This is a genomic window from Luteimonas sp. Soil_C_16 (genome assembly GCF_057657295.1).
Map to the genome: position 1 here is coordinate 160,563 of NZ_JBDGIS010000009.1, position 18,008 is coordinate 178,570.

Annotated in this window: 15 protein-coding genes and 1 tRNA gene; 4 read left to right on the forward strand and 12 right to left on the reverse strand. The window is 68.6% G+C overall.

The genetic code is table 11. The annotated features are described in order from the left end of the window. Window positions 1-59: 59 nt before the first annotated feature. The 4 genes from AC3A5T_RS16110 to AC3A5T_RS16125 all read right to left on the reverse strand — a co-directional run bounded on the left by AC3A5T_RS16110 (window position 60) and on the right by AC3A5T_RS16125 (window position 4,633). Window positions 60-2,168: a prolyl oligopeptidase family serine peptidase gene (locus tag AC3A5T_RS16110; protein ID WP_487629405.1), complete on the reverse strand. Its 2,109-nt coding sequence runs from the start codon at window positions 2,166-2,168 to the stop codon at window positions 60-62. A 111-nt stretch (window positions 2,169-2,279) separates the two neighbouring features. Next, entirely contained in the window at window positions 2,280-2,642 is a 363-nt protein-coding gene (locus tag AC3A5T_RS16115; RefSeq protein WP_487629406.1) for a hypothetical protein, read from the reverse strand. A gap of 190 nt (window positions 2,643-2,832) precedes the next feature. Then, entirely contained in the window at window positions 2,833-3,654 is an 822-nt protein-coding gene (locus tag AC3A5T_RS16120) for a patatin-like phospholipase family protein (protein ID WP_487629407.1), read from the reverse strand. A gap of 10 nt (window positions 3,655-3,664) precedes the next feature. Next, window positions 3,665-4,633: a helix-turn-helix transcriptional regulator gene (locus AC3A5T_RS16125; protein ID WP_487629408.1), complete on the reverse strand. Its 969-nt coding sequence runs from the start codon at window positions 4,631-4,633 to the stop codon at window positions 3,665-3,667. Window positions 4,634-4,764: 131 nt separating this feature from the next. Between AC3A5T_RS16125 and AC3A5T_RS16130 the strand changes: the two genes are divergently transcribed. Beyond that, a complete protein-coding gene (locus AC3A5T_RS16130) occupies window positions 4,765-5,352 on the forward strand; it encodes a hypothetical protein (protein ID WP_487629409.1) in 588 nt (195 codons plus the stop codon). 3 nt (window positions 5,353-5,355) lie between these two features. On the opposite strand, the gene AC3A5T_RS16135 is transcribed toward AC3A5T_RS16130, so the two are convergent. Further along, complete coding sequence (locus AC3A5T_RS16135) at window positions 5,356-6,741, reverse strand: FAD/NAD(P)-binding protein (protein ID WP_487629410.1); 1,386 nt, start codon at window positions 6,739-6,741, stop codon at window positions 5,356-5,358. Window positions 6,742-6,908: 167 nt separating this feature from the next. On the opposite strand from AC3A5T_RS16135, the gene AC3A5T_RS16140 reads away from it, so the two are divergent. The 3 genes from AC3A5T_RS16140 to AC3A5T_RS16150 all read left to right on the forward strand — a co-directional run bounded on the left by AC3A5T_RS16140 (window position 6,909) and on the right by AC3A5T_RS16150 (window position 10,323). Further along, window positions 6,909-8,663: an SLC13 family permease gene (locus AC3A5T_RS16140; RefSeq protein WP_487629411.1), complete on the forward strand. Its 1,755-nt coding sequence runs from the start codon at window positions 6,909-6,911 to the stop codon at window positions 8,661-8,663. Window positions 8,664-8,730: 67 nt separating this feature from the next. Beyond that, the gene (locus AC3A5T_RS16145; RefSeq protein WP_487629412.1) at window positions 8,731-9,549 is read left to right on the forward strand and encodes a hypothetical protein; all 819 of its coding nucleotides are present in this window, start codon (window positions 8,731-8,733) and stop codon (window positions 9,547-9,549) included. An 81-nt stretch (window positions 9,550-9,630) separates the two neighbouring features. Further along, window positions 9,631-10,323 (forward strand): DUF481 domain-containing protein, encoded by a 693-nt coding sequence (locus AC3A5T_RS16150; protein ID WP_332078157.1) that lies wholly within the window; start codon window positions 9,631-9,633, stop codon window positions 10,321-10,323. Window positions 10,324-10,407: 84 nt separating this feature from the next. On the opposite strand, the gene hemC is transcribed toward AC3A5T_RS16150, so the two are convergent. The 7 genes from hemC to AC3A5T_RS16185 form a co-directional block, all read right to left on the reverse strand. Continuing rightward, a complete protein-coding gene (gene hemC / locus AC3A5T_RS16155) occupies window positions 10,408-11,319 on the reverse strand; it encodes a hydroxymethylbilane synthase (protein ID WP_487629413.1) in 912 nt (303 codons plus the stop codon). Between the two features lie 44 nt (window positions 11,320-11,363). Beyond that, the gene (locus tag AC3A5T_RS16160) at window positions 11,364-12,098 is read right to left on the reverse strand and encodes a LytR/AlgR family response regulator transcription factor (protein WP_487629414.1); all 735 of its coding nucleotides are present in this window, start codon (window positions 12,096-12,098) and stop codon (window positions 11,364-11,366) included. After that, window positions 12,095-13,168 carry a sensor histidine kinase gene (locus tag AC3A5T_RS16165; RefSeq protein WP_487629415.1) on the reverse strand — a complete coding sequence of 358 codons (1,074 nt, stop codon included), beginning with the start codon at window positions 13,166-13,168 and terminating at the stop codon, window positions 12,095-12,097. Before AC3A5T_RS16165 ends, AC3A5T_RS16160 begins: the two co-directional genes overlap by 4 nt. 2 nt (window positions 13,169-13,170) lie before the next feature. Beyond that, window positions 13,171-13,857: an alpha/beta hydrolase gene (locus AC3A5T_RS16170; protein WP_487629416.1), complete on the reverse strand. Its 687-nt coding sequence runs from the start codon at window positions 13,855-13,857 to the stop codon at window positions 13,171-13,173. A gap of 53 nt (window positions 13,858-13,910) precedes the next feature. Further along, window positions 13,911-15,806 carry a glucans biosynthesis glucosyltransferase MdoH gene (gene mdoH / locus AC3A5T_RS16175; RefSeq protein ID WP_487629417.1) on the reverse strand — a complete coding sequence of 632 codons (1,896 nt, stop codon included), beginning with the start codon at window positions 15,804-15,806 and terminating at the stop codon, window positions 13,911-13,913. Further along, window positions 15,794-17,311: an OpgD/OpgG family glucan biosynthesis protein gene (locus AC3A5T_RS16180; RefSeq protein WP_487629418.1), complete on the reverse strand. Its 1,518-nt coding sequence runs from the start codon at window positions 17,309-17,311 to the stop codon at window positions 15,794-15,796. Before AC3A5T_RS16180 ends, mdoH begins: the two co-directional genes overlap by 13 nt. A 241-nt stretch (window positions 17,312-17,552) precedes the next feature. Further along, a tRNA-Ile gene (locus AC3A5T_RS16185) sits at window positions 17,553-17,628 on the reverse strand. Between the last annotated feature and the right edge of the window lie 380 nt (window positions 17,629-18,008).

Sequence of the window (18,008 nt, forward strand, 5' to 3'; positions counted from 1 at the left end):
GCTGCCGATGCAACGCCAGAAAGAACACCGGCCGCGAAAGCGGCCGGTGCGGGATCGAATCACTTGCCCAGTTGCTGCCACAGGAAGGTCAGGTACAGCGCATCCATGTGTGCGGCCTGGCGGTTGTTCGCCGCGCCGCCGTGCCCACCTTCGATATTTTCGTAGTACCGCACGTCCTTACCGGCTTCGGACATCTTCGCCATCATCTTGCGGGCGTGGCCGGGGTGGACGCGGTCATCTCGGGTCGAGGTCAGGATCAACGTCGGCGGATAGTCCTTCGCGGCATCGAACAGGTGGTAGGGCGAGAAGGTGCGGATGAACTCCCACTCTTCCGGCTTGTCCGGATTGCCGTACTCGGCCATCCACGACGCACCCGCCAGCAGCTGGTGATAGCGCTGCATGTCGAGCAGCGGCACCTGGATCACCACCGCGCCGAACAGTTCCGGATACTGGGTGAGCATGTTGCCGGTCAGCAGACCGCCGTTGCTGCCACCGCGGATGCCCAGATGCGCCGGGGATGTGATCTTGCGCTGGATCATGTCCTGCGCGACCGCGGCGAAGTCCTCGTAGGCCTTGTGGCGGTTCTGCTTGAGCGCCGCCTGGTGCCAGCGCGGGCCGTACTCGCCCCCACCGCGGATGTTGGCGACCGCGTACACGCCGCCCTTCTCCAGCCAGCCCTTGCCGACGCCGCCGGAGTAGCCGGGGGTCAGCGAGATCTCGAAGCCGCCGTAGCCGTAGAGCAGCGTCGGATTGCTGCCGTCGAGCTGCATGTCCTTCGGACGCACGAGGAAGTACGGCACGCGCGTGCCGTCCTTGGACGTGGCGAAGTGCTGCTCGACTTCGTGCGTGCTGGCGTCGAAGAACGCCGGCATCGTCTTGAGCGTTTCCGGCGCGGCATTGCCGCCCACCTCGGCCAGCATCAGCGTGCTCGGCGTCAGGTAGTCGGTGACCGTCATCCACACCGCGTCGGACTCGTCGCTGTCGACGGCGCTGACCGCGACGGTGCCGAGTTCCGGCACGCCGGCCAAGGCGCTGCGCGCCCAGCCATCCGCACCCGGCGTCAGCACGGTGAGCTTGTTCTTGACGTCCTCGAGCACGTTGATGACGAGGTGGTTCTTGGTCCACGTCGCGCCGGCGAGCGAGGTGGTCTCGCTCGGCTCGAACAGCACGTCGAACTCGCGCTTGCCGCCCATGAAGGCGTCGAAGTTCGCTGCGAGCAGCGAGCCGGCGGGATACGTGCGGCCGCCGACCTCCCAGGCTTCGCGCAGTTCCAGCATCAGCCAGTCGTGATGGACGGACTTGTTCGCCGAGTTCGGCGCGTCGATCTTGGTCAGCTGGCCATCGGCGCCGCGCAGGTAGAGCTCGTCGTTGTAGAAGGCCAGCGTGCGGCTGACGTAGTCACGCTCGAAGCCCGGCGTGTCGTCGTGCATCGCGGCGATGTACATGTCGTCCGGCTTGCCTTCGTAGACCAGCGTGGCCTGGTCCATCGACTGGCCGCGCGCGAGCTGCTTGACGATGCGCGGGTAGCCGGACGAGGTGAGCGAGCCGTCGCCGAAATCGGTGTAGACGTAGACGTTGTCCTGATCGATCCAGCCCAGCGCGCCCTTGGCTTCCTCGCGGAAGAAGCCGCCGTCGACCCAGGACTTGGATGCGACGTCGAACTCGCGGGTGACGTCGGCATCGGCGCCGCCGCGCGACAGCGCGATCAGGCAGCGCGTGTAGGCCGGACGCAGGCAGCTCGCGCCGTGCCACACCCAGTTCTCGCCTTCGGCGGTGTTGAGCGCGTCGAGGTCGAGCACGGTCTCCCACTTCGGCTGCGGCTTGCGGTATTCCTCGAGCGTGGTGCGGCGCCAGATGCCGCGCTCGTGGTTCCGGTCGCGCCAGAAGTTGTAGTACCACTCGCCCTGCTTGTAGACGGCCGGAATCTTGTCGTCGGAGTCGTAGATGCCCAGCAGATCGGATTCGAGCTGCTTGAACTCGGGCGTCGCCGCCAGCTCGGCTTCGGCCTTGGCGTTCTGCGCGCGGACCCAGTCCAGCGCCTTCTCGTCGGTGACGGCTTCGAGCCACTGGTGGGGATCGGACACGGCGGCCTCTTGGGCAGATGCGGCGCCCATCGACAGACCGGCGGCGATGCCGGCGGCGAGGCAGAGCTTGGACAGTTGGGACATGGCGACTCCGGTGGCGCATGGACGGATAACCGCCAACGCTAGCACGCAGCAGGGCCGCGAGCCGCATGACCAAAGTCACGATCCGGCGGCGCCGCAGGCCGCCGGCGTGGCTCAGCGCAGCAGCGGCAGCAGGCCGGCCGCAACCAGGGCCGCGCGGACCGAAATCCGCCCGCGACGACGCGGCGCCGGCCGGCGCCGGGCCTGGGCAAGGCCTGGCCGACGCCGCCGCAAGACCGCTGACGAGGCCAGCTTGCGGCGGCGCGGCAGGCGACGCAGGAACAGGGTGAGCCAGGCGACCGCCGGCATGCCGATCAGCCACAGCGGCGGCCAGCCGACCGCGGTGACGCCGGTCCGCAGACCGGGAAACGACAGCAGCGCGACCGCGCCGAGGAACAGCGCGCCAACCAAGAGCGTGCGCAGGCCGGCATCGGCGGGGACATCGGCATCGGGCGAGGCGTGGGCGATACGGGACATCTGCGCAGCTCCTGTGGACGCGGTGATCGATGGCCCGGTTGGGCATGGCCGCAGTCTGTGCGGCGCGCATCTCATGGGCTGCGACCGTTGGAGCGGTCCGAGGAAACGATTGGAGCGCCGATCGGGCGCCGGACCATGGCACCCCGTCGAAACCTGCCTGCATCCGACGCGCGATGCGCGGGGCCGCCGCTCAGTAGCCGGCGTCGTCCAGCGCGCGCGCGGCCTGATGGCGGCCGATGTCGATCAGTTCGGCGGCGCGCCAGAATTCGTAGAACTGGCAAACGTCACGCGGAATGCGGATGACCAGCTCGGGCGGATCGAGCGCCAGCTGCACGCGCGAGATCTGCGCCTGCATGGTGTCGAGCGAGCGCGACATGACTTCGATCAGGCCACGCGGCGCGGCGTCGGTGTCGACCTGCGCTTCGCCCTGCCGCGCCGGTGTGCCGGGCGGCTGCGTCGGCCAGCCGTGCATGTCGACCGCGATCAGGCGCGTCGCGTCCGAGAGCCGGGTCGCAGCGATCGGCAGCGGCGCCAGCAGGCCGCCATCGACCAGCGGCCGTCCGTTGACGACGTGCGGGGTGAACACGCCGGGGATCGCGAACGACGCGCGCAACGCATCCCACAGCGGGCCGTCCTGGATCCAGACTTCGCGCTGCCGCTGCAGATCGACCGCGACCGCGGTGAACTGCACAGACAAGGTTTCGATCGGCGGATCGCCCACCACCTCGCGCATCGTCTCGACCAGGCGCGTGCCAGCGAGCACGCCCGCACGGCGGAAACCGGGATCGAGCAGGCGGATGAAATCCCGGCGCGACATCGCACGGATGCGCGCATCGAATTCGCGCAGGCGACCGGCCGCATGGATGCCGCCGACCAGTGCGCCGCTGGACGCGCCCGAGATCGCGACGATCGGAAAACCGCGCTCCTCCAGGACTTCGATAACGCCGATCTGCGCCAGGCCACGCGCGCCGCCGGCCCCCAGCGCCAGGGCGACAGGCTCGCGTGTCGTCATCGTGCCGGTCTCAGCCTTCGTACTTCTGCAGGGCCATCATCAGCAGCGATCGCGCCTGTTCGCGCAGCGCGACCGGTTCGATCACTTCGGCATCGGCACCGTAATGCAGTACGTCCATCAACAGTTCGCGCGCGCCGCTGTAGGGCACCTTCAGCTCGAACCGGCCGTCAGGCAGGAAGCGGCCCTGCTGCTGCGAATGCCAGTGCTCGTCGGCGACCCAGCGCGCGGCCTTGGCGCTGAAGAGGATCGTCGCGATGCCCTTGGGCGGGCCGGAGAAGATGCCGTAGCTGCCGGCCAGATGCGTGTCGAGCTCCGCATCGTCGATGTCGCGCGCATCGGCGGCGAGCACGCGCGCGTTGGTGATGCGGTCGACGGAGAAGCTGCGCAGCGCATCGCGATCCTGGTCCCAGGCATCCAGATACCAGTTGTCGCGGTAATGGGTGATGCGCTGCGGGGAGACCGTGCGTTTGGTGCGCTCGTCGGTGGAGCGTGCGCGGTATTCGAACGAGAGCTGCTTGCGCTGCAGCACCGCCGAGCAGACGTTGCGGAACGCGTGCTCGTCCATGCGCCGGCCGCGATGCGGAATCACCCGCACGCGCTGCACCGGCCACTGCTTGCCGGCCGAATGTTCGTCGAGCAGCTTCTCGATGCGCGACTGCAGCGGCGCCAGTGCGCTCGACAGCACGCCGCCGCTGCTGCGCGACATCAGCTGCTGCGCCGCGAGCAGTGCATGCAGTTCTTCGGAACTCAGCCACAGCCCCGGCAGCTCGAAGCGACCGCCCTCGTCGCTGTCGTAGCGGAAGCCCGCGTCGCCGTCGCCGACGATCGGCGCCATCAATGCATCGCGCAGGAAGGCCAGATCGCGATAGACCGTCGCCCGCGAGCATTCCAGCTCGTCCTGCAGCTTGGCCACCGTCACCGGATAGCGCGAGGTCTTGAGGATGCGATGCAGCGAGAGAATGCGTTCGTATCGGTCCATGCGGCCGATTATGGCGCCAGTCGGCGGCGACGGCGTGACCGCGTGCGGATAACCGGTGGTTAACGCAGGCCGTCAGCCGCCGACCCTAGACTCCGCCATCGGAGTTCGACCGGATCGACATGGCGCAGGGAATGCGGAAGGGGGCTGTCGGCGTCGCGCTGGCCGCGACGGTGCTGGTGCACGGGGGCGTCGCGTGGTGGCTGCTGGGCCTGCGACAGCCGGCGCCTGCTCGCGTCGCGGATGCGTTGACGGTGATCTGGATCGAGCGGCAGCTGCCGGTCGTGCCGCCGCCTGCCCCGCAGCCCGCGCCTGCGCCCACGACGTCCGGGTTCACGACGCCACCACGGGCGCGTGCGCGACGCGACGACGCCTTGCAGGCCGTCGACGTAACGCGCCCGTCGATCGATGACGCTGCGCCGCTGCCGACCGCCGCTGCGCTGCTGGAACAGGCCGGTGACTGGGCGCGTCAGCAGGCGCCGGCCGCGGATTTTTCGCGCGATCCGCTGCGGCATCGGCCGATGCCCGCGGCGGACGGCCGGTTCGCGATGCGCGAGCCGGTGTCGGTCGAGGATGTCGTGATCGCGGTCGGCAAGCTGTTCGGTGGCGGCCCCAGCGATCCCTGCCCGCGGATCCGCCGCAACATCGCGAACCTCGGCACCGGCGGCGACGCGGAACTGATCAGCGAGGAAATCCGGCGCCTGCAGCAGGCCTGCCTGTAGCGCTCAGCGGCCGGCGAGTGCCTGTCGCACGCCGACCGCCACGCGCTCCGCCTGGCCGCGCAGTTCGGGCATCGCGATGGTTTCCCACAGGTCGCCGATGCGGGTCGCGCCGAGTGTCCACAGCCCCGGCACCACGTCACCGTTCAAGTCGAGCACCTCCCCGTCGCCGCGCGTCGCGAGCCCCAGATCGAGCGGCCCGGGCACAACCAGACCACGCGCGTGCAAGGCAGGTAGGAGCCGGCCCGGCGCGCGTGACGGACGCTTTTCCATACCGGTCGCATTGACCACGACATCGGCGACCGTGGTGGTCGGCGTGCCACCACGTGGCGTCCAGTCGATGGCGACCCGACCATCGCGTGCTTCGATCCGCGACAGCCGCCCGGCCTGCAGCGAGAACACGCCGGCCGCGGCCATGTCGTCGACGATCGCCGCGATGCCGGGCGCGATGCGATGCCGGTGGATGTCCCATTGCCGCACCGCGTGGCGCAGGAAGCGGCGGCGTTCGGTGTCGGGCCAGGCCTGCCAGAGCGCGCGCACGTGCGGACGCAAGCGCTCGACCGCGTCCTGCCATGGACGTCCCTGCGCCACCGCATCGGCCGCCCACTGCCGCAGCATCCGCATGCGGGCACGCACACCGAGCGGCATCAGCGCATCGACACCCCCGGGCTGCGGCACGGTGCCCGGCGCATGCGCCAGCGGCATCAGGCCGTTGCGCGAGATCGCCAGCACGCGCCCGCGATGACCGTTCGCCTGCAGCGTCAGCAGGACGTCGACCATGCTCAGGCCCGCACCGATGATGCCGACGTCCGCGTCCGGCGCGATCGCGGCGACCGCTTCGTAATCCCAGGCTTCGACCGATGCCAGCGCCGGCGCCCCGCCCGGCAATGCCGCCGGCGGGTTGCCGATGGCCAGCACGACGGCGCGTGCCTGCAGGCGCGCACCGGACGCGAAGGTCGCGATGAAGTCCGGACCTTCGCGTTCGAGATCCACGACCGCGTCCGCATGCAGGACCAGCGATGCGCGCGCGCCATGCGCGTCGAGCCGCGCCCGCAGATACCGCCCGTAGACACGCCGCGGCGCGAACTGCGCGGCCAGCGCCGCATCGTCGAGTCCGGCGGATTCCGGCTGCGTGCGCAACCAGACGAGGAAATCGTCCGGCACGCCCTCGAAGGCGCTCATGCGCGCGGCATTGACGTTGAGCAGGTGTTCGGCGCGGGGTGTCGAATACGCGACCCCGCGCGCGGGTGCGTGCCGGGGCTCGGCCAGCGCGACGCGCAGGCCGTCCTGATCAAGCAGATGCAGCGCCACAAGTGCACCACAGGCGCCACCACCGATCACGAGCACGTCGACCGATCCAGGCGAGTCGGGTGCGGGCACGGCTGCAGTCATGGAAGCTCCTGGCATGTCGGGATGCGCAGTATCCCATCCGCTTCCGTACCATGACGCGCCGCAGGTGGCCGCAAGGCGACTCACCCGACCTCCGCAGCAGCGCAGGCAGGCTTGGCCGGACTGTCTGGCGCGTGGCAGGCGCCACACTCGATGACGAAGGAGGCAGCGTGGATCTGTGGTTGACGCTGGCGGTGATGGCCGGCGCGGTGTTCCTGTTCGTGACCGAGAAGCTGCGCGTCGACGTGGTCGCGCTGCTGGTGGTCGCGTCGCTGCTGGTGCTGGGCGTGGTCAGCCTGCCCGAGGCGCTCTCGGGCTTCAGCAACCAGGCGACGGTGATGGTCGCGGCGATGTTCGTGCTCAGCGGCGCCCTGCAGCGCAACGGTGCGCTGATCGCGGTGGGCGACCTGCTCGCGCGGATCCGCTGGCCGTGGCTGTTCCTGCTGGTGATGATGGCGCTGGTCACCTGCGTAGCTGCGTTCGTCAACAACACCGCGACCGTGGCGGTCTTCCTGCCACTGGTGCTCGCGGCGACGACCGCCAACCGCTGGGCGCCGTCGAAATTCCTGATCCCGCTGTCCTACATGTCGCAGACCGCAGGCGTGTGCACCCTGATCGGCACCTCGACCAACCTGTTGATCGATTCGATGGCGCGCGAGACCGCCGGCATCGGCTTCACCCTGTTCGAGTTCGCGCCGCTGGGCATCGTGTTCGTCGGCATCTGCGTGCTGTATCTGATGACGGTGGGGCGCCTGCTGCTGCCCGACCGCGGCGTGCCCGGCAGCGAGAGCGCCGACCACATCGGCCGTTATGTCGCCGAGCTGCTGGTGGATGACGGTGCGGCGGTGATCGGTCGCCGCCGCGGAGAAGTGCTCGCCGATGCCAGCGACGATGTGGCCCTGCTCGCGATCCTGCGCAACGGCGTCGCGATGCGCGGACAGGACCTGAAGGTCGAGGCAGGAGACCGCCTTCTGCTGCGCGGGCTGTGGCAAGACATCGAAGCGACGCGCAAATCGCTCAAGCTCAAGTTCGACCACGTGGCCCGCGATCTCGACGGCGACGTCAACGCGGAACGCCTGCATGTAGAGACGATGGTGGCGCCGGGTTCGCATCTGATCGGCAATACCCTGGCCGGCATGCGGTTCGGCCACACCTACCGGGCGCGCGTGCATGGTCTGCATCGACGTCAGCTCGGCATCCACACGCCACTCGATCAGGTGCCACTGCACGTGGGCGACGTGCTGCTGCTCGATGCACCCGCCAAGGCGATCGCCGATCTGCGCATCGACCGGGGGCTGATCGTGTTGGGCTCACGTGCGCAGCGCAAGGTCGATACGACGAAGGCGACACTGTCGGCGATCGTCATGGCGGCGGCGATCGCGGCTGCGGCGCTCGGCTGGACGTCGATCGTGGCCTCTGCCCTGCTCGGCTGTATCGCGCTCGTGGTGCTGCGCCTGCTCGACCCCGACGAGGCCTACGAGGCGATCGACTGGCGCGTGATCCTGCTGCTGGCGGGGATCATTCCGCTCGGCATCGCCCTGCAGAAAACGGGCGGCGCGGCGCTTGCCGCCAACCAGTTGATCAATCTGGTCGGCCACTACGGTCCGACGGCCACGCTGGCGGCGGTCTATCTGATGACCTCGACCCTGACCGAGTTCATGAGCAACAACGCTTCGGCCGTGCTGGTGGTGCCGATCGCCATCGCCACCGCCGATTCGCTGGGCGTGGACCCCAAACCGTTCCTGATTGCGGTTGCATTCGCGGCGTCGACCAGCTTCGCCACGCCGATCAGCTACCAGACCAATACGATGGTCTACACCGCCGGCAATTACCGCTTCAGCGATTTCGTGAAGATCGGCATGCCGCTCAACATCATTTTTCTGATCACTGCGACGCTGCTGATCCCGCGCTTCTTTCCGTTCTGACTGTGCAGCGCCCGGGCTCCGTGGCACGCTGCGGACCGACGACCCGACGGGATGCCGGATGCGCCAGATGCTGAGGATCGCCGCGATGCCGCTGACGGGCGCCGGGCTGGGTCTGTTGATGTGGAGCGGCATGACGACCGCACTGCTGCAGTTGCGGCCCGAGGCGGCATCGACGCTGCACCAGTTGCAACTGCTCGGGCTGCTCCTCGGCGCGGTGTGCGTCGCCGCCGGCCTGCTCGCGCAACGCTTCGCGCGGCCCGCCGCACCGACCGCGTCGCGCCGCGCGCGCGGGCTGGTGTGGATCAGCCTCGCGATCGCCGCACTGCTGGTGGTGCTGCTGCTGGCGGGTGCCTGGACCACACTCGGCCCGCTGCTGGTCGCGCTGGGTCTGCTGCTGTTGCTCGCCGCATTCGGCGCCGTGGCCGCGATCGCCAGTGGCTACGCCGCGCCGGCAGCGCCTGCACCCTGGCGGCAACCGCTGGTGCTGCCGATCCATCTACTCATCGCGATGAGCACCGGTCTCGCTCTGCTCTATGTCCTGATGGACCGGCTCTTCGTGTCCGGCAACGACGGGCGCACGATGCTGGCGACGCTGACCGGACTCGGCGCCTGTCTCGCGTTGTGCAAGGTCCTCTACTGGCGTGCCGTGAACCGGTTGTCCGAAAGCGACATCGCCCTGCCGTTCCGCGGCGCGCGCATCGCAGTCCTGGGCCTCGCCGCAGGCGCGCCGCTGCTGTGCTGGCTGCTGGCACTGAGCGGCAGCGTACCGCCGCTGGTGCCATTGCTGCTGGCGGCCGCCGCCCTGCTGGGCGCCGCCGCACTGGAACACCTTCTGTTTCTGGGCGAGGGCGAAGGCCGGCAGCGCGATGCCGGTCACGCTTCCTGAAGCCCGCCTCGACGGCGATCCGCCGATGATGGCAACTGCCACACCGGCTTCGGCATAATCAATCTGTAACCGCTTACATGAATGGCTGAAATGCTTGCTGGCTGGTGGCTGGCTATTGCGGGCCTGCCGATCTACACACAACCGCTCCCCGCCGCACCGGAGCTGCCTGCCATCGCCGCCGTCGCTGCGCGGCAGGTACCGCTGCGCCGTCCCTGCTACCGGCTGTCCTGCCGGGATGCGGAATGGACGGCCAGTACGGCGCGCCAGCGGATCTGGTCACCGAAAGCGCCCGGCGTGCGTCCGCGCACCGTCGCGCATCCGCTGGTCAAGCTGCCGGACCGGCGTCTTGCGCCGCTGCATTCACCGTTCTCCAGCCGGGAATTCATCCGGTCCGGCGGCAATCACGTGAAGTGGGACACCCGCTACGGTCTCGAAGCGATCCGCAGCCCCGAGACCTCGCTGCGCATCGAATTCGGCACCGGCGTGCGGATCGAGCCCTACACCGACTTCGGCACCGCCGCGATGGGTCCGATCGCGACCGGCCAGCTGCAGCTGTCGCAGGAGCTCGGCAAGCGCGCGTCCTTCACCCAGGAGGTGCAGGTGGAGACCGGGCGCGAGAACACCTTCCTGCGGCAGACGCTGGCGTTCGATTACGAGCTGTTTCCGCAGTGGACGCTGCGCTCGGACTTCGAACTGCGCCACGACACGCTGGGCAACGGCGGCCGCGGCAGTACCGACACCGAAGGCTCGCTCAAACTCCGCCGCACGTTCTGACGTCGCTGCCTACCTCCTAGGAGCAACCCGCTTCGTAGGATGGGTAGAGCGCAGCGAAACCCATCACCCGGCCGGATGGATCTACTAGCCCGGCAGAAACGCCCCCGCACCCGCTTCCAGCAACAGCGACGCGACCCGCGCGCCGAGCGCATCGCCCTCGGCATGCGACGACTCGCCACCCGCACGCACCGCGCGGCCGTCCTGCGCCGACCCGACCAGCCCTTCGAGCCGCAAGCGGTCGCCGTCGAGCCAGGCATAGGCCGCGACCGGCACGTGACAGCTGCCGTGCAGCGCCCGGTTCATCGCGCGCTCGGCCTCGACGCAGCGCCGCGTCGGCGCATCGTCGAGCGTCGCCAGCAACGCATGCAGCCGCGGTGCGTCATCACGACATTCGATCGCGATCGCCCCCTGCGCCGGCGCCGGCAGCCAGTCGGGGGCATCGAGCCGCGCGCGGATGCGCGTCTCCAGTCCCAGCCGCTGCAGACCCGCACATGCGAGCACGATCGCGTCGTAGTCGCCGGCGTCGAGCTTGGCCAGCCGCGTGTTGACGTTGCCACGCAGATCCACGAGCTGCAGATCCGGCCGCCGCGCGCGCAACTGCGCCTGGCGACGCAACGACGACGTGCCCACGCGCGCGCTCATCGGCAGCGCGTCGATGCCGTCGAAGTCGTTGCTGACGAAGCCGTCGGCGTGATCGGCGCGGGCGAGGATCGCCGGCAACGCGAAGCCTGGTTCGAGCGCCATCGGCACGTCCTTGAGCGAGTGCACCGCGCAGTCCGCCTCGCCGGCCTGCATCGCGATTTCGAGTTCCTTGAGGAACAGGCCCTTGCCGCCGATCGCCGCCAGCGAACGGTCCAGCACTTCGTCCCCGCGCGTGCTCAGCGGTATCAGTTCGACCTCGAGGCCGGGATGGCGCGCGCGCAGGGCGGCGGCCACGTGCTCGCTCTGCCACAGGGCGAGCGGACTCTTGCGGGTGGCGATGCGCAGTCGATCCATCCGCGCATTATCGGCGATCGTCGCCGGGCCCGCTTGCCGCGGGATCAGAGCTGACGCACGGTGTCGCGCAACTGCGACACACAGCGGCGGCTGACTTCCAGCGGCCGGTCGCCGTGACGCAGCACCGCGTGCACGTGGCCTTCGAGATCGCGACGCAGTTCGACGAGCTCGTGCCGGGCCACCAGACAGTTGCGGTGGATGCGCACGAAGCGGTCGCCGAACTCGTCCTCGAGCGACTTCAAGGATTCCTCGACCAGATCCTCGCCGCGCGCGTGATGCACGACGACGTATTTCTCCTCGGCCTGCAGATAGCGGATGTCCTCGACCGGAATCAGCCGCAGGCTACCGCGCAGGCGCGCGCACAGATGCGTGCGGCGCTTGTCGCCATGCGCGTCGCCATCGACCGCCACCTCGCGTCCGGCCGTGAACGTCCGCGCGCGCTCGACCGCGACCTGCAGGCGCTCGGGCCGCACCGGTTTGACCAGATAGTCGACGGCGGCGGCTTCGAATGCCTTCAACGCATGCGCGTCGTAGGCGGTGCAGAACACGATCGCAGGCCGCGGTTCGAACGCACTGAGATGTCGCGCAACCTCCAATCCGTCGATGCCCGGCATCGCGATGTCCAGCAGCACCAGCGCCGGATCGTGTGCGGCGCAGGCTTCGAGCGCGCTGCGCCCATCGCCCACCTCGGCCACGATCTCGATGCCGGCCAGCTGCGCCAGCAGCACCCGCAGACGCTCGCGTGCGAGCGGTTCGTCATCGGCGATCACGACCTTCATGGCGTGCGTCCTCCCGGGACCGGCGCGGCACCGTCCGTCGGGACCGGCACCTGGATGGTGCACGCATAGCGCCCGTCGTTCCACCCGTAGCGCATGCGCGTACGGGGGCCGAACGCGAAGCCGAGGCGATGGGCGATGCTGCGCTGGGCGTGTCCCGCACCCTGCGCGGGCGCGTTGTCGGGTGGCAGGGAGGGATTGGCGACCTCGATCTCGAGCACCCCCGCGTCCATCGTCAGCCGTACGTCGATGGTGCCGCCCTCGGGCAATCGCGAGATGCCGTGCAGCACCGCGTTCTCCAACACCGGCTGCAGCACGAGACGCGGCATCGGCAGCGTCCATGGCAGATCACCCTGCCTGTGCCAGTCCACGCGCAGACGATCACCGAGCCGCAGTTGTTCGATCGAGAGGTAGCGCTCGGCCAGCGAAACTTCTTCCGACAGCGTCGACGTGCCTTCGCCTGCACCGAGCGCGGCACGGAACAGATCCGACAGATCGAGCACCGCGCGTTCGGCGACCACGGGATCGCGGCGCAGCAGCGTGGCGATCATGTTCATGCTGTTGAACAGGAAATGCGGCCGGATGCGCGCCTGCAGCGCATCGGCCTCGGCGCGCGCGTGCGCGGCCACCTGCCCCTGCCACCGATCGATGACGTAGAAATAGCGCAGTGCGATGCCGGTGAGCAGCGCGACGACCGCGCCACTGCCGCCGACGAACCGACCGAAGCCCGGCAACCCCGCCGTGCCGCCGACACTCGCGAACAGGCCGTGCACGATCGCCGAGGCGACCAGCGCGACCGCCATTGCCAGCGCGACCGCGATCAACGCGCCGAGGCGCACGGGAAAGCGCGACAACAGCCGACGGCACGCGCACAGCAAGACCGAAACCGACAGCGCGAGCCACAACGCATAGCCGCTCGCGGAGACGAACGCCGACACGTCCCAGAGCGCGGCGGGGTTCGGCACCAACAGCACCACGATGACCGTAAGCTGGGCGAGGCCCAGCATCGTCAGCAGGCGCGGCAACCGGCACAGGTCCGGCAGCCAGAGGCCGTCGACTGCCGGCGCGGCCATGCTCAGCCGGCCGCGAACCGCGCGTCGAACCAGTCGCCGAGGGCGACGATTTCTTCGGCGCAGACCGAATGCGGCATCGGATACGGATGCCAGGCGACGTCGAAGCCGGACTGGCGCAACCAGGCGGCGCTCTGTTCACCGGCGCCCAGCGGCACGACCGGATCCTGCGTGCCGTGCGCCATGAACACCGGCTGGCGCGTGGCGCCGTCGACGAGTGCAGCGCCGGCGTTGTGTGCCGCGGGCAGATACGTGGACAACGCGACCAGACCGGCGAGCGGCACGCGTCGACGCAGGCCTGCTGCCAGCGTGACCGCGCCGCCCTGCGAGAAGCCCGCGAGGATCACGCGCGATGCCGGAATGCCACGCGTCGCCTCGCGCTCGATCAACGCGTCGATCTGCGCGACCGATTCGAGCACCCCGGCCTCATCGGCGCGGTTGGCGAGATCGAAATCGACGATGTCGTACCAGGCGCGCATGCGCACGCCGTTGTTGATCGTCACCGCGCGCACCGGCGCGTTCGGAAACACGAAACGGATCGCAGGCCAGTCCTTGCGCAGAAGCTCGGGCACCAGCGGGACGAAATCGTTGGCATCGGCGCCGAGGCCGTGCAGCCAGATCACGCTCCACGCCGGTGCGGGGCCGGTCTCGCGTTCGATGCAGTCGAGCAGTGCGGGGGTCTGGGAATCCATGCGGGATCAATAAACGTCAGGAGGCGCCAGTGTAAGCGCTCTGTCGCACGCGCCTAGCCGTGTATGACCGGCGCAGGCGTCGCGACCTCCGGATGCGCTTCGGCACGCAGCGCAGCGGCGCGCACGAGCACGTCGGGCGGCGAATGCTCCTCGGGTGTCGAGAACAGACCGGCGCGGCGCAACGCCAGACCGATGCGACGCGACGACGTGAAGCGCACGATCGGAATCGAACCGACGAGGCCGACGATCATCGGCGACATCCACAAGGCCAGGCCCGGCGACATCATCCACGCCCCCGCGCCCATGATCACGCCGAGCAGCGTGGTGCCTCGATAGTTGCGCCACAGGTCGCCCCAGGTCTGGCGCCCATCGTCGCGACGCTGCGCATCCCAGCCCGAATCGCGACCCGCCAGCACTTCGGCCACACCGCGCGACTGCACGTACATCGTGATCGGCGCCATCAACGCGGCGAGCACGTTCTCGATCAACAGACTGACGAAGCCGCGGAATGCACCGCCGGCGCCGCGGCGCATGCGCGCGTCGGCGAGCGTCGCGATGTAGCCCAGGACCTTCGGCGCGAACAGCATCACCATCGTCATCACGAACACGCCGAGGAAGCGGCCGTCGTCGATCGCCATCCAGTACTCGGCCGGCGACAGCCCTTCGGCGAACGCACCGTGCTGCAAGGGCACCGCCAGGCCGATCAGCACCAGCATCGCCCACAGCGGTGCGGTGAGGTAATGACCGATGCCGATCAGCAGGTGCCAGCGACTGACCCAGTGCAGGCCACGCGCGGGCAGCACGCCGCCGTGCTGCAGATTGCCCTGGCACCAGCGGCGATCGCGCACCAGCATGTCGGTCAGCGTCGGCGGCCCTTCCTCGTAGCTGCCTTCCAGCGTCGGCACCATGTGCAACGCCCAGCCGCCACGCCGGATCAGCGCGGCCTCGACGAAATCGTGGCTCAGCACCGCGCCGCGGAACGGCGTATGGCCCTGCAGCTCCGGCAACCCGCCGTGCGCAGCGAACGCGGCGGTGCGGATCAGCGCGTTGTGGCCCCAGTAGTTGCTCTCCGCCCCGTGCCACCAGGCCACGCCGTGCGCGATCACCGGGCCGTACATGCGCCCGGAGAATTCCTGCATGCGCGCGAACACCGTCGCGCCGTTGACGATGACCGGCAGCGTCTGCACGAGCGCGACGTCGTCGTTCGCGTCCATCGCCGCCGCCAGCCGCACCAGCGTATCCCCGGTCATCAGGCTGTCGGCGTCGAGGATCAGGAACTGCGGATATGCGCCGCCCCAACGCCGCACCCAGTCGGCGATGTTGCCGGCCTTGCGCTCGTGATTGTCCTCGCGCAGGCGGTAGTAGAGCCGCGCCTGCGGCATCGCGTTGCGCAGCTTCTCGAAGGCGATCACTTCGCGCCGCTGGATGTCCGCATCGCGCGTGTCGCTGAGCACGAACAGATCGAAATGATCGCCGCGCCCGGTCGCCTGCAGCGATTCGATGATCGCCTGCAGTCCGGCGAGCAGGCGCTCGGGATCTTCGTTGTAGGTCGGCATCAGCAGGGCGGTGCGCACGTTGAGCACGGGAAGCGGCGCCTGCGGATCGATGCCCAGTCGCGCCGGTCGCTTCATCAGCACCAGCACGAAGCCGGCGAGCGAGCTCGCGAAGGACTGCACGATCCACGCGAACAGCGGCACGAAGACCAGCAGCAACAGACCTTCGAGCAGATCGATCCCGCCGATGCGCAGCAGCCACCAGATCTGGTAGGTCGCGAAGATCGTCAGCACCGCCGCGGTCGTCACGATGAACGCGCGACGCCAGACCATGCCGGTCGGCGCGCTCGGCAGAGGCCGTGTCGTCAGGCGCCCTTCGCGCAGCGACTGGATCGGCATCGGCACCGGCGCCAGGTCGGGCATCACCGGCTGGTCGACGATGCTCACGCGCTCCATCGGTAGACCCACGTTTCGGAGACGGCAGCGCCACCACGATGCAGCCGCGCACGCAGTTCGCTGCTCGTCCGCCCGTCAGGTGCGAACTCGAAGCCGACACGCCAGCCACCGCCCGGCCGCGCATGCACGACCGGATTGGCGATACGTCCGGTAGTCGCTGCCACTTCAACTTGTGGCGCGTCAGTGCCGATGTCGCCGCCCTCGAAATCGATGACGACCAATCGGATTGAACGGTCCTCACCCGGTCGTGCGCCGATCCGCGTCGCCGCGACATGCGCGAGCGCCGGCTTCCACAGCTTGCTGGCGGTCCAGTGCAACCGGTAACGCCAGCGGCGCTCGCTGCCGGCTTTCAGCGCTTCGGCCGGGCGCCAGAACGCGACGATGTTGTCCTGGTACTCGTCGGCCGTCGGAATCTCCACCAGGTGCACCTCGCCGGCGCCCCAGTCGTCGAGCGGCTCGATCCATGCCGAAGGACGCTTCTCGTAGCCGGCTTCCGCATCCTCGAAGTCATCGAAGCCACGCTTGCGCTGCATCAGCCCGAAGCCACGTGGCGTCCGATCCTGGAAACCGCTGTGCTGGATCGAAGACGGATTGTGCAGCGGTCGCCAGACCTGTTCGTCGGTGCCGGTCAACAGGCCGAGACCGTCTGAGTCGTGCACGGACGGACGGTAGTCATCGATACCGGTGCGATCGGATGCATCGAACTGGTACATGCTGGTCAGCGGCGCGATCCCGACGTGCGGCAGATCCACGCGCGGGAACAGCCGCGCATCGACCTCGAAGACGGTGTCTTCGCCGGGCTGGATCCGGAACCGGTAGGCGCCCGCGATGCTCGGCCCATCCAGCAGCGCGTCGACGGTGATCGCCGTGCTGCCGGCGTCCGGCCGGTGCAGCCAGAACGCACGGAACACCGGAAATTCTTCCGGGCCAGGATCGCCACTGCCGAGCGCAAGCCCACGCGCCGACAGCCCGTACGCGAGTCCTTTGCCGACTGCACGGAAGTAGCTCGCGCCCAGGAACACGCACAGCTCGTCGAAGTAATCGCGACTGTTCAACGGCGCATGCAAGCGGAAGCCCGCGAACCCGGTGGCGTCGTCCAGTGCCGGAGTGGGATTCGGGCTGTAATCGAAAAACGATGTGGAGAACGGCAGCTCGCGCGCCAGGTCGCCTTCGACGACGTGCATCTCGATACGCGGCTTGAACAGGAACCCGCGGTGGAAGAACTGGGCCTGGAACTCCACACCGGGGAGGTCACGCCACAGCGCCTTGTCGGGGCGGTAGCGGAAATCCCGATACTGGTCGTAATTGGCACCCGCGAGCGCAGCGGGCAACGTCGTATCCGGCGGCACGTACGCGCTGGAAGCGAGCGCTCGCGCCAACTGCACGACCGTTTCTGCATCGAACGGCGTGGACGCTGCGCCTTCTGCAGCCGCCACCAGCGCCGGCCACCAGCCACCCAACAGCGGTGCGGCCAGGGCCGTCTTCAGAACATCACGTCGTTGCACCGAAAGCCCACCGGATCGTATTCAGGTCCAGCGCAATGTAGCGGTGTAGGTGTAAGGATGTTGCGAAACACACGCATCGTGGTCGTGGCATCAAGAGCGCACAGTCAGGATTGGAATCCCTCGCGCGGCATGGCGGTCAGTTCCCCGCGCTAGAACAGCGGATTGCCTCGACGGTACATGCGTGCCGGAGAGGAGAAACGGGCCATCGCCCGCCCAGGCAATCGCGCTTGCGTATTGCAGATGGTGGGCCCACCAGGACTCGAACCTGGAACCAAAGGATTATGAGTCCTCTGCTCTAACCATTGAGCTATAGGCCCGCGGCCGGCAATCGTAACAAGTCGCCCGACACAATCGGAATGCCGGGATCCGGTACAGCAGAACTGGAGCTGCGCAACGCCGAAGCCAGACGAGGGATCAGTGCCCGATGGCCTGTACGAAGACGCGCATTCCCGCAGCCGAACTGTCGCTCGCATCTGATCTCATCGGATCACAGCACTCCGGATTATCTCCCGGCACTTGCCGACTCAATCCGGGCGGCCACGCCTTAGCGCCAGACTTCCCGACTTTCTAACGCTCTAACGCCCTGACTTTCCCACGTTCTCTCGCGCTATCGCCAAACGTCACGCAAAGAAAAACCCCCGCCGGATACCGGCGGGGGTTTTGGGTAAAAACCCTGGCGATGACCTACTCTCGCATG